The organism is Pseudomonas sp. GW821-FHT02A08, assembly GCF_059422045.1.
The window spans coordinates 363,979-381,557 of the sequence record NZ_JBWKWD010000001.1; the positions used below are offsets into that span (position 1 = coordinate 363,979).

Consider the following 17,579-nt stretch of genomic DNA (forward strand, 5'->3'; position numbering starts at 1 on the left):
AGTTAAATATTGGGGAAATCCATCCTGTAACCCGCCCCCGGCGTACCTTCATGAAGTGCCACCTGAATTTTCGAATACAAGGCATTCGCTTCAGCTGTGGTGATTGATCGCGAACAATCACGCAGTACAACACGTAGTAGCACATTCTCCTGCCCCGGCAGCAATCCGAGGCGATCGATGGCCTGCGAAGGCAGTTCTGTGAACTCCCAGCGCCCTTTGATTTGCATTTCCTCGATCCAATCTGAACAATCACCAGCCGCCTGCAACATCCTTTCAGTCAACACTTCCTCGCTTAGCCCCGGCGTTACCGCTAACGAAATATCACGAGTTATCGAAGGCAACCGAGAGACGGCACTCCACGGATTCAGATCATGCATCTGTGCCTGTACTCGTTCGTTCTGATCACGCAGCAAACGAATATCGGGGATGCCTTTTCGCAGCATAGTCAAGCGATCCAACCCCATTCCCAGCGCCAGTCCTCCATGGCGCAAAGGATCGATCTTCAGTCGCTCCAACAAAGATTTGGCAATTCGACCGCACTCCAGAACCTCTACCGGGACGCCGTCATTCAACAGATTTACTTCGATCCCGCCCTCAGTGTAGTGATGCGGACTATCACTGTAGATCCAAGGCATATCAGGCACGGCAGATTCGAGGATATCGCCGACCAGGCAAAGCAAATGCTCATGCGTCGACAAATCAGGATCGCCGAGCACCCAGATATCCATCTGATGCGGTTCCGCACAATGCCAACGATCCCGGCTGTCGCGACGAAAAGTGATGCCAGGTGCAGCCAATAATATTGACTGCCCCGGTTGTCGTAGCTGGGCCGCTCTCTGAAGCGCAGATGGAATTTGGCTAGTGGTTTGCGTCCGTAACAGAGACCACTCGTCAACCCATCGAGTGTGTGCACTACCAAGCGTAATCTCAGATGGGTCATAACCAAGCAATCCGTAGTTCTCTTCAGCAGAGACAATTCTCGGGCCCGTCTGCACTTGCGCTTGTGGCCAGCCTTTATCCGCTAATCCCTGAAGAACCTCCTTCAGTAATAATCGAATGGCGTGATCGGGTGCGGCGGGATCTGTTAGATCAGCCAGTAGCAAGGCTTGGTGTACGGATGTATCCGTCAGATATTTCTTTGATTCCTGCACTAGACAGCCCCTTATTAACGATTGAATGTAGAGCTCCTCTTAAAAAGAAGCCTCATAGACCAACCTAACGATTTCAGATCGTCCATCACAACCAAATTCGGCGAAATACTATTTTTTCGGAAGAGGACTACAGACACTACTTACGCAAATAACCAAGAGCATCTTACAGGACGACTAACGAGCATCATTAATTCTAAAAAAACCTCAAACCACCTATTTAACAGATCAAAAAAATCTGTATTAATTATTTCGCCCCCTTCAAGACCACCAGGGAGCACAAAACCAACAAAATGAAAAAGGATGATCAAATGAAAAAGAAAAGTGCCATTAAAGAAAAGCTTACTCGCATAACTTCCGGCCCGGAAAACTTTGGCTGGGCGCCGTTAGCTTGGGCTCATACTGAAGAGTAAATGATAAAGATGGGCGTCAAGATCACTCTTGCCGCCCATCGAAAAATCAAAGAGGCACCAATGTTATCCAAAACGATGATATCAACACTTTTTTGTCAAGAAGAGCCTTCTATAATTGCAGACTCTGAAGAGTTTCTCCAAGAGTGCTCGAAGCTAGGATTCAAGTCCATCAACATCTCTGACATCGACAGACTCCCAAAAAGCAGCATCATTTTTTCATTCACTAATGACGCAGCGAAAAAAACATTTGATATTGCGAAAAACACCAAACACAAAAAAAGCATCTTTTGTGCAACACAAGTATTCGAACCTACTTTAGAAGCAGCACTATATAGCTTAAACCTACTATTAATAAGCGACTTTGAACGAGCATTAAGTACACAAAGACGCATACTGAACATGCTAAACTCACACAACTCATTTTTTTTGAGCGGAAATGATGCTGACGCGCAAATAACGATAGCCCCTCACGCTCAACCTTACGCTTTAATTACAGAGGACATAGAAAACAACTTCATTCAGTCCGTGGCGGAGTTTTTTGAAGTTCATTATGCTCACATGAACCCACAAGAACCGAGCCCATTTTCATTTCGTGGAACTTTAAAGATATCCGGAATACTTACAGTTCTTAGAAGACCCAACCCAACATTACCAGAAGGCTTAAAAATCTCTTTAAAATGGTTGAGCGATCGCATATCTGAAGAAGGTGCACTATTAGCCATTGAAGACAATACAATCACCTCACTAAAAATAAATGGCAATGAACACATAAAACTATTGGATCTTGCAGCAGGGCCTAGAGGTCTTAAGCTGACTGAGTTTGCTATTGGAGTAAACGACACAATCGCAAATAGCATTGACTACAAAATTAACTCTCAATTAAACGAAGGGATTAATGGAGTTCATATAGCAATTGGGGACGGTTCTTCTGGCTATCACATAGACTTCCTGAGCCCGGCAGTAAAGGTAAGCCCAACTCACAACTGAGCCAACCTGATCGCCCTCACTACAAACTCCCACATCACGGCAATGTCTAAAAACTGACACTATAAAAGGGCTTACAGTAATGATGAGCAGTGACGCACGGCAAGTTACCAATGGACCTCAAGGCGCACAAGCCGGTGGATTCTGGTGTACCTGTAGGCTTGCCCGCGATAAGACCAGCACATCCAGCATCAATGCTGACTGAAGCACCGCTTTCGCGAGCAGGTTCGCCCCACTATTCATCGGTGTCTCTCATGAACCTCACCCGCACCCTGATCATCGGCAACTCCGGCTCCGGCAAAAGCTGGCTGGCGCAGCGGCTGGCCGAGCAATTGCGTGAGCCCTGGACCGATCTCGACCGGATTCACTGGCTGTCCGACGAACACAGCATCCCCCGCCCCCGCGCCGAAGCGTTGACCATTGCGCGGATCGCGGCCAAACAAGAGCGCTGGGTGATCGAAGGCGTGTATGGCTGGATCGTCAGCGAACTCCTGTCACGGGCGACTGCGCTGATCTGGTTGAGCGTCGGGGACGAGGATTGCGTGATCAACATTCGACAACGCGAGGCCGGGCGCGACGAACAGGATCTGTTACTGATCGCCTTGCTGGAGTGGGCGGGCAGTTATCGCCAGCGGCAAGGGTCCAGTGGGTTTGCGGAGCATCAGCGTTTGTTCGAAGGGTTTACCGGTGCAAAAATTCAGTTGATGGATCGAGCTGAAATCACGGATTTTTTCGGCGTAATACGAACACAGGGTAACCACTGCATCTGACCCGTTCAAACCGGATTTGGACTACAGCACTCGCGGAAACGTCTTTTGAAATGCAAACGGATACTGAACATCTATCCAGATGCGGAGAAGACCATGCGATTTATCCAATACTTGTTGAGTCATTGCGGTAGGAAAAAGAACACGCCGGCTAGCGTCGACGTGCTTGATGAAACTGCTTACCTACTAAGTTCCAAAGCCAACGCTGAACGATTACTCAAGTCAATCGAGAACTTGCAAAATCGCCAGACTCACCCCTCTGACAATCATCTCCACCTCCCGCTCATCAATCGTCAGCGGCGGCAGCAGGCGAATGGTTTTGCCCCGTGTGACGTTGATCAGCAAACCGTGATCCCGGGCGGCGATCAGGCTCAGGTCGCGGATCGGTTGCTTGAGTTCGATGCCGATCATCAGCCCCTGGCCACGGATCGCCATTACGTTCGGGTTGCCCGCCAATTCTGTACGCAATCTTTCGAGCAGGCGTTCTCCCTGAACCTGGGCGTTTTCCAGCAGCCCTTGTTCTTCAACGATATCCAGCACGGTGCATCCGACCCGGCAGGCCAACGGATTGCCGCCAAAGGTGCTGCCGTGGCTACCCGGCGTGAAGAGTTCGGCTGCCTTGCCACGGGCCAGGCACGCGCCGATAGGCACGCCGTTGCCCAGGCCTTTGGCCAGGGTCATGACGTCCGGGACTATGCCTTCGTGCTGGAACGCAAACCATTGGCCGGTGCGGCCGATGCCGGTCTGGATTTCATCGAGCATCAACAGCCATGAGCGCCGGTTGCACAGTTCGCGCACGGCCTTGAGATAGCCCGGTGGCGCCAGTTGCACACCGCTTTCGCCCTGGATCGGCTCCATCAGCACCGCCACGATCCGCGAGCCATGGGCTTGTTGCACCTTGTCCAGCGCGTCGAGGTCGCCGAACGGCACTTTGACGAAATCCCCCGGCAGCTTGTTGAAACCCAGGCGCACAGCCGGGCCATCGCTGGCCGACAACGTGCCGAGGGTGCGGCCATGGAACGCGTTCTCCATGACCACCACCAGCGGCTGTTCGATGCCTTTGTGCCAGCCATGCAGCCGGGCGATTTTCAGTGCGGTTTCGTTGGCTTCGGCCCCGGAGTTGTTGAAAAACGCCCGGTCCATGCCCGCCAGGCGGGTCAGTTTCTGCGCCAGCCGTTGCTGCCAGTCGATGCTGTAGAGATTCGAGGTGTGCAGCAGCAACCCGGCCTGTTCGGTAATGGCGGCGACGATTTTCGGGTGGGAGTGGCCGACATTGGTCACCGCCACACCGGCGACTGCATCCAGGTATTCGCGACCGGCCTGATCCCACAGGCGAGTGCCCAGGCCCTTGTTGAAACTCAGGGCCAGGGGTTGGTAAGTGCTCATCAGGCAGGCGGCGGTCATGACATCAAGCTCCAGCAAGGGTCGGTGTTTTTGCAGTATGGTTAGCCACCTGAGCTGGATAAATGCTGGAAATCTTCAATCATTTTAAAGTTGAGCTTGATAATGGATCTATTCCAGGCAATGACCGTTTACGTGAAAGTAGTGGAGACCGGCAGCATGACCGCCGCCGCGTTGCAGTGCGATATGTCCACGACCATGGTCGGCAACCACCTCAAGGCCCTGGAGCAGCGGCTGGGTGTACGCCTGCTCAACCGCACGACGCGGCGCCAGCGGCTGACCGAGTTCGGTGCCGCGTATTACCAGCGTTGCCTGGAAGTATTGGGGTTGGTGGCCGATTCCGAGCGACTGGCCGAACAGGCTCTGGACGAACCGAGTGGCACCTTGCGCATCACCGCGCCCTTGACCTTCGGCACCGAACGCCTGGCGCCGGCACTGAGTGAGTTCAGCCGGCAAAACCCGCGGGTGAAACTCGACGTGGTACTGACCAACCGGCGCCCGGATCTGCTGGAAAACGGTCTGGATGTAGCGTTTCGCCTGGGTGCGCTGGAGCCCTCCAACCTGATCGCCCGCCCGCTGATCGACTACACCCTGACCATGTGCGCATCCCCGGAGTACCTGGCCCGTCGGGGCACACCGCAAACGCCTGAAGACCTGCGACAGCACGACTGCCTGTCCTTTGCCTATCCCGCTGGGGATGACTGGCAATCGGTGCAAAAGGAATGGCGCCTGGCCGGTCCCGATGGCGAAGTCAGCGTGGGGGTTAGCGGGCCGATGCTGATCAACAGTTCGGCGGGACTGCATCAAGCGGCGCGCACCGGCATGGGCATCGTGATGATGCCCGACGCCCTGGTCGAGCAGGACCTCAAGGACGGAAAGCTGCTGGCCTTGATGCCCGATTACTGCCCGCCCAGTCGGCCGATGCACCTGGTCTATGCCCAGGATCGCCACCGTTTGCCGAAACTGCGGCGTTTCGTCGAATTCGCCGTACAGAGGTGGGGCAAGCACCCGTCGGCCGAATAGGCCATGCATTCGCTGATCGCCATTTACATCCCCGCCTTCACCAGCACCGGCTGTTCCTGATAACGATTCGGGTACAGCTGCTTCAACTGCGCGACCTTCGGCAAATCGTTGATCACGATGTACGGATAGGTCGGATGTTCGGTCAGGAAATCCTGATGCTCTTCCTCCGCCGGGTAGAAACCGTTGAAGGTTTCAAGCCGGGTCACGATCGGCTTGTCGAAGGCATGGGCGGCGTCGAGCTGGGCGATGTAGGCCTGTGCGACCCGCTGCTGCTCGGCACTTTTGGTAAAGATCGCCGAGCGATACTGGGTGCCGCTGTCCGGCCCCTGGCGGTTGAGTTCGGTCGGGTTGTGCGCCACCGAAAAGTAGATCTGCAGCAAGGTGCCGTAGCTGACCTGAGCGGGATCGAACGTGACTTCGACCGACTCCGCATGGCCGGTATTGCCATTGCTGACGCGCTCGTACTGCGCGGTATCGGCCGCCCCGCCCGCGTAGCCGGAGACGGCGTTCTTCACGCCTTTGACATGCTGGAACACCCCTTGAACACCCCAGAAGCAGCCACCGGCGAACACCGCGGTTTCGCTACGGGCCTGGGTGGTTTCGTCGAGGGCCGGCGGTGGAAGGATGACCCCTTCTTCAGCGCCACCGAAGGAGAAGGCCGAGCATTGGCTGATGATGCCGGCAGCCGCCAGCCCCAGCAGGGTACGGCGCCAGGTGATGAGTGTTTTCATGGGGCGAACTCCTGAAGCGTTGGAAAGTAATCAGCCGAAGGTGAAGGCGTAAGCCGACGCACCCGGATCAAGAAACTCGATGCTGAAGGTCCGGTCGGTCACGCCGCCGCTCTGGCGCACCAGTTGATACAAGCGCTGGTCCGTCACGGTGCCGCTGCCATCGGGGGCCACGTCCATGCCGTGGGCATCGCCGGGAGCCTTGCCGTCGATCAGCACCTTGAAGCGCACCGGCTTGCCATCGGCGCCAGGGCCGAGCACCAAATGCAAATCACGGGCGTGGAAGCGATAGACGATGCGGCTGGCCGGTGCGCTGGCGGTGGCCCGCTCCGGGCCGACATGCCACTGGCCGCCCAGGCTCCAGTCGTTGAGGGCCAGTTGTGTCGGTGGGTTGTAGGCCGCGACCTTGTCCGGCACCAGCGCGGTTTCCGGTACGAAATGTTCCGCGCGCTGGTAGCCGACATAGGTTTCCGGCGACTGCACTTCGTTGCTGTCCGGCGCCATTTGCACGCCGTCGGCCTTGGCATTGATCAGCCCGTCCGAGACTTTGGCGGCACCGGCCTCACGCAGCAGTTGCTGGATGACCCGCTCTGATTCGTCGTATGCGCCTTCGCCAAAATGGTGATAGCGGATACGCCCTTGGGCGTCGGCAAAATAGTGCGCCGGCCAGTATTCGTTGTTGAAGGCGCGCCAGATCTTGAACTCGTTGTCGATGGCCACCGGGTAGTTGATGCCCAGGTCTTTCATGGCCTTGGTGACGTTGCCGACGTCGCGCTCGAAGGCAAACTCCGGCGCATGCACGCCGATCACCACCAGGCCCTGATCGCGATATTTTTCGGCCCAGGCTTTCACATAGGGCAGCGAACGCAGGCAGTTGATGCAGGAGTAGGTCCAGAAATCCACCAGCACGACCTTGCCTTTCAGCGCCTGGGCATCGAGGGGTGGCGAGTTGAGCCACTGCTCGGCGCCATCCAGTGGCGGCAGGTTGCCTTCGACCGGCAAGGTGCCCGGGGATTTCTCGGCCACTTGCACCGTGCCCCCGGAGGTCGTGTTCTGCGCCATCATCGCGCCGCCGTTACGCGGTAACTTGCCGGACAGTTTTTCCACCAACGCTTGCTCGACACCACCGGTCGACGCCGTGGAAAACCGCGCCAGAACCCCCGTGTCCAACCCCAGGGCAATCGCCGCCACACCGGCCAGCATCGCCGCGCCGAGACCGCGACGCACCCATTCGCCCGCGCCAATGGAGCGCTTCATCGCGGCGAAGACTTTGCCGCCCAGCAACAAGGCTAGCGCGAGGGACGTGGCGGCACCGGCGGCATACGCCAGCAGCAAAAGGGTGGTTTGAATGCTGGCGCCTTGCAGCGCCGCACCGGTCAGTAGCAAACCGAGGATCGGCCCGGCGCAGGGTGCCCACAGCAGGCCGGTGGCCACGCCGATCAGGAACGAAGCACCAGGACGTGGCCGCGCATCGGCGCCAGCCACCTCGGACAAACGACTGCCCGCCGCTACCAGTGGCCGGGTCAGGCGCTCGGCTAATTGCGGCAGCAACAATGTCAGTCCGAACAGCGCCACGAACACCAGCGCCAGCCAGCGCCCGTACTGGTTGAGCTGCACCACCCAGGCACCGCCCACCGCCGCCAACGTGGCGACCAGCGCGAAGGTCAGCGCCATGCCCACCAGCAGCGGCAGTCCGCTTTTGACGAAGGGTTGCCCGGTGCGGGCGAAGACAAACGGCAACACCGGCAGAATGCACGGGCTGACAATCGTCAGCACACCACCGAGATAAGCGAGGACCAGCAGCCACATGGCGATTACCTGCAAAAAGTGAGTGGAGGGGAATCACACCGTCTGGGGCACGAATTTCATCGCCAGGCCGTTCATGCAGTAGCGCAGGCCGGTGGGTTTCGGGCCGTCGTCGAAGACATGACCCAGATGCCCGCCGCAGCGCCGGCAATGAACCTCTTCACGGACCATGCCGAACGCTCGGTCCTGGCGGGTTGCCACAGCCTTGTCCAGGGGTGCCCAGAAACTCGGCCAACCGGTGCGGCTGTCGAACTTTGTCGCCGAGGAAAACAGCGGCAACTCGCATCCGGCACAGACGAAGGTGCCGTCGCGGTGCTCGTTGTTCAGCGGGCTGCTGTAGGCCCTTTCGGTGCCCTCTTCGCGCAGGATGTCGTACTGCTCGTCACTGAGGATGGCGTGCCATTCTTTGTCACTGTGGGTCACTTCGAATGCCTCCGCTGCGCTGGCCTCGCTGATCAATGCAGTGCCTGTGGAAAACTTCGGCAACAGGCCGATCGCCAGGGCTGTCACCCCTAGCCCGCCGCTCGCTACAAGAAATTGCCGTCGTGAAAACATGCTCGCCTCCAAAAATCCAGGGGTGCTTCATGGAACACAGCCTAGGCTTTGGGTGATCGCCAAATCCTCACGGGAAGTTAAACAATTCGTGATAACTCAGACCCCGAAAAACCCGCACAATGAATATCGTCAACCTTGAACACTGTTATTGCTGTGGGAGCGGGCTTACTCGCGAAGGCGCAGTGTCAGTCGAGGGTGATACTGGCTGACCTGACGCTTTCGCGAGCAAGCCCGCTCCTACAGGTTTTTTTGAACATAAGCCGAATGGCATGCGCCCATTGCACCGAAGGATTGAGCTGGATGGAACAGACCAAACGCGTCCTGGTGGTCGAGGACGATATGCATATCGCCGACCTGATCTGCCTGCATCTTCGCGATGAGCAGTTCGAGGTGGTGCACAGCGCCGATGGCGATGAAGGCATGCGCCTGCTGCAGCAAGGCAACTGGGACGCACTGGTCCTCGACCTGATGCTGCCCGGTGTCGACGGCCTGGAAATCTGCCGCCGCGCCCGCGCCATGGCCCGCTACACGCCGATCATCATTACCAGCGCGCGCTCCAGCGAAGTGCACCGGATTCTCGGCCTCGAACTGGGTGCCGACGACTATCTGGCCAAGCCGTTTTCCATGCTCGAACTGGTGGCCCGGGTCAAGGCGTTGCTGCGCCGGGTCGATGCCATGGCGCGCAACCTGAAGATGGACGCCGGCAGCCTGCTCACCGACGGCCTGGCGATCGACCCGATCACCCGCGAGGTGTCCCTCGACGGACGTCGCCTGGACCTCACGCCCCGGGAATTCGACTTGCTGTACTTCTTCGCCCGCCAACCCGGCAAGGTGTTTTCGCGCATAGACCTGCTCAACGCCGTGTGGGGCTACAGCCACGAAGGCTACGAGCACACGGTCAACACCCACATCAACCGCCTGCGCGCCAAGATCGAGGCCGACCCGGCGCAACCGGTGCGCATCCTCACGGTCTGGGGGCGCGGCTACAAATTCGCCACAGGCGAGGAGCCGCAGCCATGAGGCTGACCCTGACGCAACGCCTGTCCCTGGTGTTCGCCGTGCTGCTGCTGGTGTGCTGCGGCACGTCGGCGTGGATGCAGGTGCGCTCCAACCAGATGCATGAACAGGAAGTGGTGCAAGGCTTGTCCCGCGACCTGGCGCAGCACATCGCCAGCGACACGGTGCTGATGGACACCCAGGGCCTGATGCCCAATGCCGTGCGCGATTTGTTCAGCAAGCTGATGCAGGTCAACCCCAGTGTCGAGGTGTACTTGCTCGACACCGAGGGCAAGATTGTCGGCAGTGCCGCGCCCGAGGGCCGGATCCGTCGGGAGCGGGTCGACCTCGCGCCGATCCAGCGCCTGCTGCGGGGCGATCCGCTGCCGATTCCCGGCGACGACCCGCGCAGCGTCGATGCACGCAAGGTGTTCAGCGCTGCACCGCTGAAGGTCGACGGCAAGCCGGCCGGTTATCTCTACGTGGTGCTGCTCGGTGAGGATCACGACCGCCTGGCCGAACGTGGCGCGACCAGCGCGGCGCTCAACACGGCGCTGTTGTCCATCGGCCTGGTGGCGCTGCTGTGCCTGATTGCCGGTCTCACGGCGTTTGCCCTGATTACCCGGCCGTTGCGCCGCCTGACTGAAACCGTCAGCCAGTTCGACATCGATGGCGTGCCGGTCACACCGGCCCTGCCCGTCGCGGTGGAAAAAGCTGCCAGCCACGATGAAATCGCCGTGCTCGATGCGGCGTTCCGGCAGATGCAGGCACGCCTGGGCGAGCAATGGCGTTCGTTGACCCGCCAGGATCAGGAGCGCCGCGAACTGGTGGCGAACATCTCCCACGACTTGCGCACGCCGCTGGCCTCGTTGCACGGTTATCTGGAAACCCTGTCGCTCAAGGACGCCACGCTGTCCCCTGCCGACCGCCGTCGCTACCTCGGCATCGCCCTGGACCAGAGCCGTAAGGTCGGCGGTCTGGCGCAGTCGCTGCTGGAACTGGTGCGGCTGGAACATGGTTTTGTGCAGCCGGTGCTGGAACGCTTTTCCCTGACCGACCTGGCCCAGGACATCTTCCAGAAATTCGAACTCACCGCCGAAGCGCGCAAAGTCGAACTCAAGGCCACGTTCGCGCCAAATGCCTCGGCGGCCTGCGCGGATCTAGGGTTGATCGAGCGGGTGCTGACCAACCTGTTCGACAACGCCCTGCGCCATACTCCGGCCGGTGGCGAGGTCGAACTGGGCCTGCGTCCGCAAGGCTCATTCATCGAAGTCACGGTCAGCGATACCGGCCCCGGCATCGCCCCGGAACTGCGCGAAGGGTTGTTCCTGCGGCCGTTCAACATTGGCGGCGCACGGCGTGATGGCGGGTTGGGACTGCGGATCGTGCATCGCATCCTGCAATTGCACGGGCGCGAGATTCAGTTGATCGATGTGCCGGGGCGCGGGGCGACATTCCGGTTTTCGTTGCCGATCGATGAAGAGACAGCGTCGGCATTGTCGGTGCGGTCGATGAACCTCAATACACCGCGGCAGGCCTGACAGACCGAGGAGCCTGCTTCGCGAGCAAGCCCGCTCCCACAGGGTTAGTGGGTGTACGCAAGATCTGTGAACACCCGAAAACACTGTGGGAGCGGGCTTGCCCGCGAAGGGGCCGGCCCGTTCAACACAAGGGCAGAGCTAGTCGCGATACCCCGGCGCCACACGATCCAGCATTCTCAACAACGCCGCCCAGGCCAATTGCATGGCATCCGGATCACTCAACTCACCCTCATCCAACGGCCGCCCCGGATCATTGAACTGCCGTTCGGTGTGCGCGCAAACCTCCGCCGACGGCAGCACCAGTTCACCGGCAGCCTGCGCCGCCAATTGAATGTCGCAGGCCTTTTCCAGGTAATACATGCGCATAAACGCCTGCCCTACGGTCTCGCCCACCGTCAGCAAGCCATGGTTGCGCAGCATCAGCACCGGCTTGTCACCCATGTCCGCCACCAGCCGTTGTTGCTCACTCAAGTCCAGCGCTACGCCTTCGTAATCGTGATAAGCGACGCGACCGTAGAACTCCATGGAAATCTGGTTCACCGGCAACAACCCGCACTTCAACGCCGCCACCGCGCACCCGGATCTGGTGTGGGTGTGCAACACGCACTGCGCATCTTCACGGGCACCGTGGATCGCGCTGTGAATCACGAAACCGGCCGGATTCACCGGGTACGGCGACGGCTCGACGGCGTGGCCATCGAGGTCGATCTTCACCAGGTTGGACGCAGTGATCTCATCGAACATCAGCCCGTAAGGGTTGATCAGAAAGTGATGCTCCGGCCCCGGAATGCGCACCGAGATGTGGGTGAAGATCAGGTCGGTCATGCGAAAGTGCGCAATCAAGCGGTAGCAGGCCGCCAACTCTTCACGCAGACGTTGTTCTGTCGATGTCATGCCACGGTACTCTCTTTCACGGTGCAGTCTTTCACGGTGCAATCTTCCAGCCCTTGTCCCAATGCCTCCCAGCCATTGAAGCCGCGGCGAGCGATGAACACCAGGCGTGTGGCGCTGGCCTGGGCATCATCCAGTGCCGGCAGAAACTGACTGCGGGTGCCGACATGTTGCAGCCAGTGCGCCGTGCTGCCCGGCGTCAGCAGCACCAAGCCTTTGACCCGGAATACATCGCTGGGCAGTGCCTTCAACCAGCCACGCAAGCCTTCGACGTCGAGGGCCGCGTTGCTCTGCCACAACCAGCTGCTGAACATCTCGCCATGATCGCCGTCGGAAACCCGCGTCAGCGGTTTCAGCGCCCGGGGCTCAAGGTCCAGGTCGGTATCCAGCCACAGCGCATCGGGCAGTTCGGCCTGCACACTTTCATGCACGCGAGTCCTGGCGCCCAAGGCATCGCGCAGCGCCTGCAGCTGTGATTCGTCGACCAGGTCGGTCTTGTTCAGTAACAGCAAGTCGGCAGCGGCCACTTGTGCGCGAGCCAGGCGCGCGCACTCACCGTCGAGTTGCAGATGACGGGTGGCGTCGACCACGGTGATGACCATGTCCAATTGCATCTGGCTGCGCAGTTGCGGGTAGGCCAGGGTCTGCACGATGCGCTGCGGGTCGGACACACCGCTGCACTCGATGACGATGCGCTCCAACCTTGGTTCAAGCTGCGCCAGGCTGCCGAGCTGCGCCAGCAGGTCTTCCTGCACGGTGCAGCAGATGCAGCCGTTTTGCAGGCTGTACACCGCGTCGGTGACTTCGGAAACGATGGCCGCATCGATGTTCAGCTCGCCGAAATCGTTGACGATCACCGCCAGCCGACTGCCTTCGGCACGGCGCACCATGCGGTTGAGTAGTGTGGTTTTACCGGCGCCGAGAAACCCCGACACCACGGTCACGGCGATGCGTGGGGAAGTCATTCTGCCTTGCCCTCCAGCACCGGTGGTTCGCCCTGCCACACCGCCTTGAGGCCGACTGTTTCGAGCGCCGAATGACGGTCGTAGACCAGTTGCCCCTCAACGAAGGTCAGCAGCACCTGGGTCTTGTGGATGTAGTTGCGCGCCGGCTTGGCGAACAGGTCGCGGTCAATGACGATCAGGTCCGCCGCCTTGCCCACTTGCAGGCTGCCGGTGCTGTGTTCCAGGCCCATGGCCACGGCGCCGTTGCTGGTGATCACGGTCAGCGCCTGTTCGAGGCTGATCGGGTCGCCGAAGCAGGCCGGGTCGTCGTTCCACGGGTTTTGCCGGGTGATCATGGTTTCCAGCGCCAGCCACGGGTCGATGGACGCCACCGGCCAGTCGGTGCCCATCACCGCGGTGCCGCCTGCGGCGAGCACGCCTTTGAAATCGTAGATGCGCTTGAGTCGCTCCTGGCCGTAGCCGGAGCGTGCACCGCTGGCGAACGGCGTCGGGTACCAGGCGGCCGGGGAGAATTCGGCGATGACATTCAGTTCCTTGAAGCGCGGCAGGTTGCCGGGGTGCAGCAAGGTGCTGTGGGCGCACTGGTGGCGTACACCGCTGAAACCGTTGCGACGACGGGCCTCGGCCACGGCATCGAGGAACACGTCGGACGCGCCGTCACCGGTGCAGTGGGCAATCACGCGGATGCCCTTGCGGTCCATGTCCACCACCATGTCGGTGATGTGTTCCGGGGTCAGGTTGAGCTTGCCGCGCCAGCTCGACTCCTGCGGCCATGGCGTCAGCAGGTACGAGGACTTCGGCTCGACCGTGCCGTCGAAATGGAACTTCACCGCGTTGGCGCTCAGGCGCGCACTGCGGTAGTAGTGACGTTCGCCGGCCAGCAGCTCCCAGCGACGACGCACCGGGAAGATGTCGTCCTGCCAACTGATCGCCGCTTCGATGCGCACCGTCAGTTCGCCGCTGTCGTCCAGTTCCTTGAGGGCCTGCAAACGCTGCTCGCAGACGTGTACGTATTTACTCGCCGTGACGCCGCGCGAGCTCTGGAAATGCACGCCATCGCGATAGGCGCGGCGCAGCACGCTGACCGGCGTCGGTGGCATGGCGGCGTGGATCATCGCGTAGGCACCGTCGATCATCAGGCCGGTGGGTTCGCCGGTCAGTTCGTCACGCTCGAAATAGCCGTTGCGCGGGTCGGCCGTGTGCCGGTCGATGCCGGCCAGTTCCAGGGCCTTGGAGTTGACCATCATGGTGCCCCACATACGGTCGAGCAGCGCTACCGGGCGGTCCGGCATCACGCTGTCGAGCCACTCGCGGCCCGGCGTTAAACCTGCCTCGCGGAAGGTGTAGCGCACCCAGTATTGGCCGTAGATCCAACCGTCGCCGGGATGGCTGTCGGCGTAGGCGAGGATGCTTTCGCGCAGTTGTTCCGGGGTCGGGTCTTCGATGCCGACGTCGAGGTCGTCGCTGTAGCGCGGCGCCAGTGCGAGGTCGGGGTGGGTGTGCATGTCGTGCAGGCCGGGCATGCAGAACGCGCCTTGCAGGTCATGCACGCGAGTGTTCGGGCCCTTGTACATCTCGATCTGGCCGAGGCTGGCGACACCGATCAACTTGCCGTCGCGGATGGCCACGGCCTCGGCCCATGGATTAGCGGGGTCCTGGGTGTAGATACGCCCGTTGGCGAGGATCAGGTCGGCATAGGTCCCCTGCACGGAATGGGTAGAGGAAAAGTTATCGGACTCAGCCATGTAAGCCACCTTTGAGTTCAGGAGATTGAAAGGTCCACCGGGCGCCAGGCGGGTCGGGAACCTGAAAAAACTGTTGTTCCAGTCAGCAGGAAAGGTCGCGGGCAGCCCCCGGTTTGAGGGTGGGCCTGACCGGCCGATGACAATTAGCGCTAGTATTGTTGAATCAACCGATACAACAATCGATTTTTTTTGGCCTGACCGTTCGATTTACCTCACCATATGGGAAGCCACCGGTGACCGGTGTCTGCAGGCCTTTCTTCCACCTTTGAACGGGATGATTTATGCGATTTCCTTCAATGACAGCCCTGCGCGCCCTTGATGCAGTTGCCCGCCTCGGCAGCGTCTCTGTAGCGGCCCGTGAGCTGAACCTGACCCGCAGCGCCATCAGCCACCAGATCAGCAAGCTGGAGGAATGTGTCGGCTTCGCCCTGACCGAACGTATTGGCCGTGGCATTGGCCTGACGTACCAGGGCGAGCGTTATGCACGGGAGGTGCACGGAATCCTGTTGAACCTGCTCGATGCCGGGCAGTTGATCGACGATCAGGAAGTCTCCGGCCGGCTGTGCGTCAGTTGTGCGCCGGGGTTCGCCACCTATTGGTTGTGCCACCACATCGGTGCGTTTTTGCGGCAGTACCCGCAAGTGCAGCTGCAGCTGATTTCCCCGCGCACGCCGGACGACACCAACAACCCCAACGTCGATCTGTTCATCGCCTACGGGATTGGCGACTGGCCGGAAATGAATGTTGAAGAGATTGTGGCTCTGCGCTTCTTCCCGGTGTGCAGCCCACGTTTGATCAACGCGCTAGGCGGACTGAAAAACCCACAGGAGCTCAGCACTTACCCCTTGCTGCACATGACCGACTACTCGGACTGGCGCATCTGGCTGACCGCCGCCGGTGCTTCGGGGGTCAACGCGCTGAGCGGCATCCTGTTCTCCGATGCGCACTGCGCACAGTCCGCCTGCATTGCCGGCCAGGGCATCGCCATCGGCGACAACCTGATCAGCGGCGATGCCTTGTCCAAGGGTTTGTTGGTGCGGCCGTTCGACATCAGCATCGATCTGCACCGTGGTTATTACCTGGCCACCGACCCGCAAAAGGCGGACCGCGCGGTGGTCCAGGCCTTCAGCAACTGGGTCAAGACGCAGCTGCAATCGTCCCGCCAGACCTGGCAGGACACCCTCTGAAATGCACACGTATGTAGCAGCTGGCGAAGCCTGCGTTCGGCTGCGCAGCAGTCGTTGATTCAAACAACGCAGTTCTACTTCAAGACCGCGCATTCAAGCCTTGCGACGGCTGCGCAGCCGAACGCAGGCTTCGCCAGCTGCTACAGGGATGTTTTTGATCAGGGGAAATCGGGTAAAAAAACTAACCAATACGGGCAAAATAATTCCATTGATGTAGCGATACTTTTAACAATAATGAGCCCAAAGCCCATTTCGGATTCACATCCGTCCTCGTACGTCATATGGGCAATAAAAAGAGGAACCTCATTGTGTCCAGCCGTTCAGCGATCCAGCTCAGCGCTCAAGGTATCAGCCAGTATTACGGCCGTTTCGCGGCGCTGGATAACGTCGATCTCGACGTTCGCCAAGGCGAATTTCTTACCCTCCTGGGTCCGTCCGGATCGGGCAAGACCACCTTGCTGATGATCCTTGCCGGTTTCCTCAGCCCGACCTCGGGCAAGCTGATGGAACAAGGCGTCGACATCATCAAGCGCAGCGCCGAGAAGCGGAACTACGGCATGGTGTTCCAGGGTTATGCGCTGTTCCCGCACATGAGCGTGGCCGACAACGTCGCCTACCCGCTGCGCATCCGTAAAGTCCCGGCCGAAGAACGCAACCGCCGGGTCAAGCACATCCTTGAAGTGGTCGGCCTCGGTGCGCACATGCACAAGAAGCCCGCCGAGATGTCCGGTGGTCAGCAGCAGCGCGTGGCGATTGCCCGGGCGCTGGTGTTCGAGCCGGAACTGCTGCTGCTCGACGAGCCGCTGTCGGCGCTGGACAAGAACCTGCGCGAACAGCTGCAAACCGAGTTGCAACGCATCCACCGTCAGGTCGGCACCAGTTTCGTGTTCGTCACCCACGACCAGAACGAAGCGTTGGCACTGTCCTCGCGCATCGCGATCTTCAACCACGGCAAGCTGACTCAGGTCGACACCCCGGAAAACATCTACAACCGCCCCGAGAGTCGTTTCGTCGCCGAGTTCCTGGGCAAGATGAACCTGTTCCCACTGGACAACCTGACCCGCAACGGCCAGACCGCCAGCGGCCGCTGCGGCACCAGCGTATTGCATGCCCAGGCGCCGAACGCACTGAGCCAGGCGCCGATCGTGCTGGCCGTGCGCCCCGAGCACATGGAACTGCACAGCGAGTGTCCGACCCGGGACGGCTACAACGTGATGCCCGCACAACTCACCGACAAGGTCTATCAAGGCTCCAGTACCCATCTGGCACTCAAGGTCGGCGGCGATACGTTGCCGATCAACCTGTCCGTCCCCGGCAATCACCCGGGCGCGTCGATGGCCAGCGGTGCGCCGGTGTGGCTGAGCTGGCCGGTGCAGCAAAGCTTTCTGCTACAGGCCTGAACCACAAAAAACTGCGTCACAAAGCTCTC

General features: G+C 59.7%; 15 protein-coding genes. 7 read left to right on the forward strand and 8 right to left on the reverse strand.

The genetic code is table 11. From position 1 onward, the window contains the following. Positions 1 to 2: 2 nt before the first annotated feature. Complete coding sequence (gene srmL / locus AC07W4_RS01615) at positions 3 to 1,151, reverse strand: PheS-related mystery ligase SrmL (protein WP_495031264.1); 1,149 nt, start codon at positions 1,149 to 1,151, stop codon at positions 3 to 5. Positions 1,152 to 1,570: 419 nt separating this feature from the next. Between srmL and AC07W4_RS01620 the strand changes: the two genes are divergently transcribed. Together AC07W4_RS01620 and AC07W4_RS01625 are read left to right on the forward strand one after the other, a co-directional pair. Further along, the gene (locus tag AC07W4_RS01620; RefSeq protein WP_495031265.1) at positions 1,571 to 2,548 is read left to right on the forward strand and encodes a CgnE/CgnB domain-containing protein; all 978 of its coding nucleotides are present in this window, start codon (positions 1,571 to 1,573) and stop codon (positions 2,546 to 2,548) included. A 251-nt stretch (positions 2,549 to 2,799) separates the two neighbouring features. Next, on the forward strand, positions 2,800 to 3,315 hold the full coding sequence (locus AC07W4_RS01625; RefSeq protein ID WP_495031266.1) for a P-loop NTPase family protein: 516 nt from the start codon (positions 2,800 to 2,802) through the stop codon (positions 3,313 to 3,315). Positions 3,316 to 3,534: 219 nt separating this feature from the next. On the opposite strand, the gene AC07W4_RS01630 is transcribed toward AC07W4_RS01625, so the two are convergent. Beyond that, a complete protein-coding gene (locus AC07W4_RS01630) occupies positions 3,535 to 4,716 on the reverse strand; it encodes an aspartate aminotransferase family protein (RefSeq protein ID WP_495031267.1) in 1,182 nt (393 codons plus the stop codon). A 102-nt stretch (positions 4,717 to 4,818) separates the two neighbouring features. On the opposite strand from AC07W4_RS01630, the gene AC07W4_RS01635 reads away from it, so the two are divergent. Continuing rightward, positions 4,819 to 5,736, forward strand: coding sequence for a LysR family transcriptional regulator (locus AC07W4_RS01635; RefSeq protein WP_495031268.1), 918 nt, complete (start codon positions 4,819 to 4,821; stop codon positions 5,734 to 5,736). Positions 5,737 to 5,759: 23 nt separating this feature from the next. Here the strand turns inward: AC07W4_RS01635 and msrA are convergent, their stop codons facing one another. From msrA to msrB, 3 genes are read right to left on the reverse strand one after another with little or no spacing between them, the layout of a single operon-like run. Continuing rightward, a complete protein-coding gene (gene msrA, locus AC07W4_RS01640; RefSeq protein ID WP_008050028.1) occupies positions 5,760 to 6,467 on the reverse strand; it encodes a peptide-methionine (S)-S-oxide reductase MsrA in 708 nt (235 codons plus the stop codon). Positions 6,468 to 6,497: 30 nt separating this feature from the next. Beyond that, complete coding sequence (locus AC07W4_RS01645) at positions 6,498 to 8,273, reverse strand: cytochrome c biogenesis protein DipZ (RefSeq protein WP_495031269.1); 1,776 nt, start codon at positions 8,271 to 8,273, stop codon at positions 6,498 to 6,500. Between the two features lie 33 nt (positions 8,274 to 8,306). After that, the gene (gene msrB, locus AC07W4_RS01650) at positions 8,307 to 8,825 is read right to left on the reverse strand and encodes a peptide-methionine (R)-S-oxide reductase MsrB (protein WP_495031270.1); all 519 of its coding nucleotides are present in this window, start codon (positions 8,823 to 8,825) and stop codon (positions 8,307 to 8,309) included. A gap of 300 nt (positions 8,826 to 9,125) precedes the next feature. Between msrB and AC07W4_RS01655 the strand changes: the two genes are divergently transcribed. Then, on the forward strand, positions 9,126 to 9,845 hold the full coding sequence (locus tag AC07W4_RS01655) for a response regulator transcription factor (RefSeq protein ID WP_495031271.1): 720 nt from the start codon (positions 9,126 to 9,128) through the stop codon (positions 9,843 to 9,845). Beyond that, on the forward strand, positions 9,842 to 11,362 hold the full coding sequence (locus AC07W4_RS01660; protein WP_495031272.1) for a sensor histidine kinase: 1,521 nt from the start codon (positions 9,842 to 9,844) through the stop codon (positions 11,360 to 11,362). The genes AC07W4_RS01655 and AC07W4_RS01660 overlap by 4 nt, the downstream gene beginning before the upstream one ends. 138 nt (positions 11,363 to 11,500) lie before the next feature. On the opposite strand, the gene AC07W4_RS01665 is transcribed toward AC07W4_RS01660, so the two are convergent. From AC07W4_RS01665 to AC07W4_RS01675, 3 genes are read right to left on the reverse strand one after another with little or no spacing between them, the layout of a single operon-like run. After that, positions 11,501 to 12,256 (reverse strand): class II aldolase/adducin family protein, encoded by a 756-nt coding sequence (locus AC07W4_RS01665; RefSeq protein ID WP_495031273.1) that lies wholly within the window; start codon positions 12,254 to 12,256, stop codon positions 11,501 to 11,503. Next, positions 12,253 to 13,218 carry a CobW family GTP-binding protein gene (locus AC07W4_RS01670; RefSeq protein WP_495031274.1) on the reverse strand — a complete coding sequence of 322 codons (966 nt, stop codon included), beginning with the start codon at positions 13,216 to 13,218 and terminating at the stop codon, positions 12,253 to 12,255. Before AC07W4_RS01670 ends, AC07W4_RS01665 begins: the two co-directional genes overlap by 4 nt. Further along, complete coding sequence (locus AC07W4_RS01675; RefSeq protein WP_495031275.1) at positions 13,215 to 14,963, reverse strand: amidohydrolase; 1,749 nt, start codon at positions 14,961 to 14,963, stop codon at positions 13,215 to 13,217. The genes AC07W4_RS01670 and AC07W4_RS01675 overlap by 4 nt, the downstream gene beginning before the upstream one ends. 281 nt (positions 14,964 to 15,244) lie before the next feature. On the opposite strand from AC07W4_RS01675, the gene AC07W4_RS01680 reads away from it, so the two are divergent. Together AC07W4_RS01680 and AC07W4_RS01685 are read left to right on the forward strand one after the other, a co-directional pair. After that, on the forward strand, positions 15,245 to 16,150 hold the full coding sequence (locus AC07W4_RS01680) for a LysR substrate-binding domain-containing protein (protein WP_008050038.1): 906 nt from the start codon (positions 15,245 to 15,247) through the stop codon (positions 16,148 to 16,150). Positions 16,151 to 16,458: 308 nt separating this feature from the next. Further along, entirely contained in the window at positions 16,459 to 17,550 is a 1,092-nt protein-coding gene (locus tag AC07W4_RS01685) for an ABC transporter ATP-binding protein (RefSeq protein ID WP_108229059.1), read from the forward strand. Positions 17,551 to 17,579 lie beyond the last annotated feature (29 nt).